Origin of the sequence: Mesorhizobium sp. M0618, assembly GCF_040320765.1 — a bacterium.
In the GTDB taxonomy this organism is placed as follows: Bacteria; Pseudomonadota; Alphaproteobacteria; order Rhizobiales; family Rhizobiaceae; genus Mesorhizobium.
Window position 1 is genome coordinate 1 of the sequence record NZ_JAMYQH010000069.1, and the last position, 4199, is coordinate 4199.

At 59.0% G+C, this 4199-nt stretch carries 5 protein-coding genes and 4 pseudogenes; 5 read left to right on the forward strand and 4 right to left on the reverse strand.

Annotation, left to right across the window (positions count from 1 at the left end; genetic code table 11):
- On the forward strand, nucleotides 1-188 hold a 188-nt coding region (locus NKJ04_RS33465), incomplete at its 5' end, for a KUP/HAK/KT family potassium transporter (RefSeq protein ID WP_352443283.1).
- Nucleotides 189-315: 127 nt separating this feature from the next.
- Here the strand turns inward: NKJ04_RS33465 and NKJ04_RS33470 are convergent.
- From NKJ04_RS33470 to NKJ04_RS33480, 3 genes and pseudogenes are all read right to left on the reverse strand, one after another.
- A pseudogene (locus tag NKJ04_RS33470) lies at nucleotides 316-1025 on the reverse strand (IS6 family transposase).
- Between the two features lie 75 nt (nucleotides 1026-1100).
- Nucleotides 1101-1352 (reverse strand): annotated as a pseudogene (locus tag NKJ04_RS33475) (DUF1403 family protein); the annotation flags it as partial.
- 122 nt (nucleotides 1353-1474) lie between these two features.
- On the reverse strand, nucleotides 1475-1852 hold the full coding sequence (locus NKJ04_RS33480) for a hypothetical protein (protein WP_023679574.1): 378 nt from the start codon (nucleotides 1850-1852) through the stop codon (nucleotides 1475-1477).
- Nucleotides 1853-2146: 294 nt separating this feature from the next.
- Here NKJ04_RS33480 and NKJ04_RS33485 point away from each other — a divergent pair.
- From NKJ04_RS33485 to NKJ04_RS33495, 3 genes and pseudogenes are all read left to right on the forward strand, one after another.
- Nucleotides 2147-2877, forward strand: a pseudogene (locus NKJ04_RS33485) (IS6 family transposase).
- Nucleotides 2874-3053: a hypothetical protein gene (locus NKJ04_RS33490; protein WP_031194388.1), complete on the forward strand. Its 180-nt coding sequence runs from the start codon at nucleotides 2874-2876 to the stop codon at nucleotides 3051-3053. The pseudogene NKJ04_RS33485 and the gene NKJ04_RS33490 overlap by 4 nt, the downstream one beginning before the upstream one ends.
- Nucleotides 3053-3670 carry a hypothetical protein gene (locus tag NKJ04_RS33495; RefSeq protein WP_023737119.1) on the forward strand — a complete coding sequence of 206 codons (618 nt, stop codon included), beginning with the start codon at nucleotides 3053-3055 and terminating at the stop codon, nucleotides 3668-3670. Before NKJ04_RS33490 ends, NKJ04_RS33495 begins: the two co-directional genes overlap by 1 nt.
- Nucleotides 3671-3769: 99 nt before the next feature.
- On the opposite strand, the gene NKJ04_RS33500 is transcribed toward NKJ04_RS33495, so the two are convergent.
- Nucleotides 3770-4144: an acyl carrier protein gene (locus NKJ04_RS33500; RefSeq protein WP_352593620.1), complete on the reverse strand. Its 375-nt coding sequence runs from the start codon at nucleotides 4142-4144 to the stop codon at nucleotides 3770-3772.
- Here NKJ04_RS33500 and NKJ04_RS33505 point away from each other — a divergent pair.
- Nucleotides 4125-4199, forward strand: a pseudogene (locus NKJ04_RS33505) (DNA-binding response regulator); the annotation flags it as partial. The gene NKJ04_RS33500 and the pseudogene NKJ04_RS33505 overlap by 20 nt on opposite strands.

Sequence of the window (4199 nt, forward strand, 5' to 3'; positions counted from 1 at the left end):
AGTTCGACATCATGACGACCTCGTTCTTCCTGTCACGGCGTTCGCTCAAGGCCTCGCCCAATTCCGGCATGCCGGTGTGGCAGGACCGGTTGTTCATCGGCCTGGCGCGTACGGCGGCCGACGCGACGGAGTACTTCCAGATCCCGACCGGACGCGTCGTCGAGATCGGAACGCAAGTGACGATTTAGGGCATGCCGCGGTTGAGAAGAATCGGTGCTGTCACATTGATTGAGCGGTAAGGAAATTCAGGTAGCAGCGCGCCCGGCACTGTAAGTTTCAGCGGCTTGATGCAGCGATAGCTGGCCGGGACGGCTGTCACGCTGTGGCGACACACGCGATTTTGTTCCAGTTTTGCATGGGGCGTTACGCAGGTCTCGATGTTGAGCCGATGACAGCGCATTGCAGGGAAAGTGAGCAGGTCGGCAATCGGATCATGGATGGAAACGAACCGCTGAAGCTGGCGTGCCGACTTGAAGCGTTTCATGATCCTTTCGCGTCGTCGGGTCGGCTGGTGCGAATTTTCCGCTCGATTATTCAGGCCTGTGTGCGACCGGTGTTCGACGCCGGGCATGAGGTCGCGCATGGCGGCATCATAGGATCGGAGCTTGTCGGTGATCATGATCCGTGGTGTCCGCCCTTGAGCTTTCAGCAACTTGCGCATCAGACGCTTTGCCGCCTTGGCATTTCGGCGGCTTTGTACCAGCACTTCGAGGACGAAGCCGTCCTGATCGACGGCACGCCGGAGCCACTGCTTCTTGCCACTGATAGCCACGACACATTCGTCGAGATGCCATTTATCGCCCAGGCAGCCGGCTGATATTGATCTCCTGGGCGGAATGCCGTCCGAATTTCTCCGCGCAGCTTCGAACGGTCTGATGCGTGACGATGATGCCGCGGGCCGCCAGCATGTCCTCAACCATGCGCAGGCTGAGCGGAAAGCGAAAGTAGAGCCATACCGCGTGCGCAATGATCTCGGCGGGAAAGCGGTGGCGACCATAGAGCGGATCACGAGCAACTTCTGACATGGCCCAATGTACGCACATCTTCATAAGCTGTCGGTTGACTTTACGATGCCGCGCCAAGCGAGCAGCATCCGGCCGGCGGGGCCGACCCCGTCTCCCGGCCGTGAGCAGAACGGCATCGCGCAGGTGCCGCTTCATCCTCGACCGGCCAGCCTGCTTTGCCGTTACCGCCGCCGCCGAAAGCGCCAGGCGTTGCCGCCAGGCGCCGATCCGCCGGCAGCGGTTCGTTTCCACCGATGATCCGAGTGCCAACCAGTTCCACTTTCCCCCAATACCTGCGTAACGCCGCCATGCAAATCTGGAACAAAATCGCGTATGTCGCCGCAGCATGACAGCCGTCCCGACCAGCTATCGCTGCATCAATACGCTGATATCTTTACAGTGCCCGCACGCCTCTCGCGCGCCAACGGCCAGTCGGGTGTCGCGAATGAGGCGCGCTGAAGCCATCCGGCTCAGCCGATCATGGCGCTTCGGTTGCCGGGTTCGAGGTCGTGGCCTCTGCCGCTGCGCGATTCTAGCATTTGCGCCTTGGAGAGCTCTGCTTCAGCCTCGGCGAGGCATGGCTCGGCTGCGGTTCTCTGCCGCAGAAGGTCCGATTGCGAATTCTTGACGTTGTCACGACGTAGGCGAGCGGCCTTGGCGAACGTCGGATAAGCGAAATGATTGACATCGGAGATGCCGGCCTTCGTTTCCTCGGCGTTTAACTGGAAGTCCAGTTCTCGCGCCATGCGTTCGAAATCGGCAATCATGATGTCTAGCTGGTGCAACTGTCGCCGCTTCTCATTCACCTGAAATTGCTTCAGTCGGACCAGATTACCTCGTGGCTTCATGACTCGGTACTCCGGTACCCATTTCGTCCAATCAAACCGCTCTCTCCCCTTAACGTTAGGCCTACAGCGACTCTCACGTTTTCTGCTGCGAGCGGAAACATATTTTCCAAAATCCTTGGCCGATGGCTATGAGTTCAATGGCATCGACAAGCATGCGAGCGGGGGACTTAAGGGGCGGTAAAAAAAGGCGGAATAGGGCGATTTTCACAATGTCTGCATTGAACGCGTTGAGACCTGCGGCGGGCTTGACACACAAAGCAATCGTCAAGATTTGCGACATGGACGCCGGGGGGCATGAATACGCCCGCCGTCAGCTACACGCCCCCCGATTTCCGCCGCCTATTATCGCCCACGCGGTCTGGCTTTATTTCCGGTTTCCGCTGAGCCTGCGCCTGGTTGAGGAAATGCTGCTGGAACGCGGCATCGTGGTTTCGTATGAGACAAGTCGCCGGTGGGGCATCAAGTTCGGGCTGGACTGCGCTCGCTGCTTGCGCCGCAAGCCGCCGTGCCGGAATGACGTCTGGTACCTGAACGAAGTGGTCGTCACCATCGCCCGGCAAAAAGCTTTGGTTGTGGCGCACCGTCGACCAGGATGGATATGTGCTGGACGAAATCGTGCAAAACCGCCGCAACACCAAGGCCGCCAAGCGCTTGCTGACGCGGCTGTTGAAGAAGCAGGGGCTCGCGCCGAAGCGCATGATCACCGACTAGCTGCGCTCGTATGGAGCGGCAAAGCGACAGGTGATGCCGGACGTCAAGCACCGGTCGCACAAGGGGTTGAACAACGGAGCGGAGAATTCCCATGTGCCGCCGCGAAAACGGGAGCGGATGATGCAGGGGTCCGATCGCCGAGAGGCCTGCAACGCTTCGTCTCGACCTTGTCAGCCCTCCGCAACCTCTTCGTCCCGCCCCGCCCCAAACGTTCTGCTCTCGCCATACATGTTCATCGCCTCAGCGCGATGGCGCTGGTGATATCACGACGCGTTTGTACCGCTCGACCTACGCCACAGGTGCCGACGCTGTGACGAGCTTCGTCGGTCGCGTGTCGAGTGACGGCACCGGGGACAATTATCGTCGACCGCAGTCCATTGCCCAGACCAAGGCGCTTCTCGGCGTCGGCACGATGGCAAATCGCAGCGTCACGATCTCGGCCGCTGCCCCTTCTGGCGGCGTGGACGGTGATTTCTGGGTGCAGCCGTAATGGCCCTTTACGTCAAAGCCTCCGGGGTCTGGGGGGCGGCCAGCGCCGTCTGGGTGAAAATCTCAAGCCTCTGGACCAAGGCTCGACAGGTCTATGTGCGCAGCTCGGGCGTCTGGGAGAAAATGTTCCCGATAGATCTGGTCTTCAATGGCACTCACGAAGACTCGACTGCCACGACCGTTTACACCCACACCAGCATTCCGCTTCTTGTCGCGCCACACGCTAATCGTCGTGTCATCGTGACAACTGAGACCACTGACACCGAAAGTGCAGTGACCGTCAACAGTATGACGATTGGGGGTGTGGCTGCCACCCTTCTCGCTCAGGTGGAAAGCATCTTCAATTCTGGTGTGGTCTATCTGTCAGTGTGGTCAGCCCTCGTGCCAACCGGTACGACGGCAACGATCGTGACCACGTATAGTGAGAGCGTGTTCCGTGACTACATGTCGGTCTATACGACCACCGATTGGGATGGTGTGGTGGGCACTGTTGCCTCTGACAACAATTCGACGGGTGGCCTGACAACGACCGTCAGCATTGGTGCCCTGGGCGCAGCGATCGCAATTGCGGGCAACGCCACCAAGGGGGCATCGGCACTGCGACATGGACCGGGCTGACCCAACAGTTCTCAAACACACCAGTCACGGATACAAACGGAGCAATGGCCATAGCTACCGCCGCCCAAGCTGCCCTCACCGTAACCTGTGCCTACAGCACTACTCCAGCACTTGCCGCACTGCTGGTGGTTCCGCGGTGCGCAACTCCTGACTGGCGACGGCGTCGGCGACATGCCTTACGGACTCGTATTGCCAGAGCTTGTAATCGTCGACAAACCAGCCAAGTCGGCTCTCGATCGCCGTAGCAAGCTCGTTATAGTCGAGGCTGTCGAGGCCGAGATCCCGCATTCTGGTTGTCATCGAGACCTCTACTTTTTCGGCAACTAGAGCGTTGAGGGTTTTGAGAACCAGTTGTTCAATTTCAAGTAATGTCATCACTAATACATGCCTTTTGATTGCAGATTCAGGTAATGCAACCCTGATCGGGGCCCAACCCCCAAAACGAGGTGTGCCGTTGAAACATGTTCTTGTCATTGACGATGATGCCGCAATGCGGCGCCTCATCGCCGAGTATCTCACGATGCATGCC

Coding starts and splice junctions, on each gene's coding strand:
- NKJ04_RS33480 (WP_023679574.1), bottom strand. CDS start 1,852: ATGAAGCCACGAGGTAATCTGGTCCGACTGAAGCAATTTCAGGTGAAT.
- NKJ04_RS33495 (WP_023737119.1), top strand. CDS start 3,053: ATGGCCCTTTACGTCAAAGCCTCCGGGGTCTGGGGGGCGGCCAGCGCC.
- NKJ04_RS33500 (WP_352593620.1), bottom strand. CDS start 4,144: ATGACAAGAACATGTTTCAACGGCACACCTCGTTTTGGGGGTTGGGCC.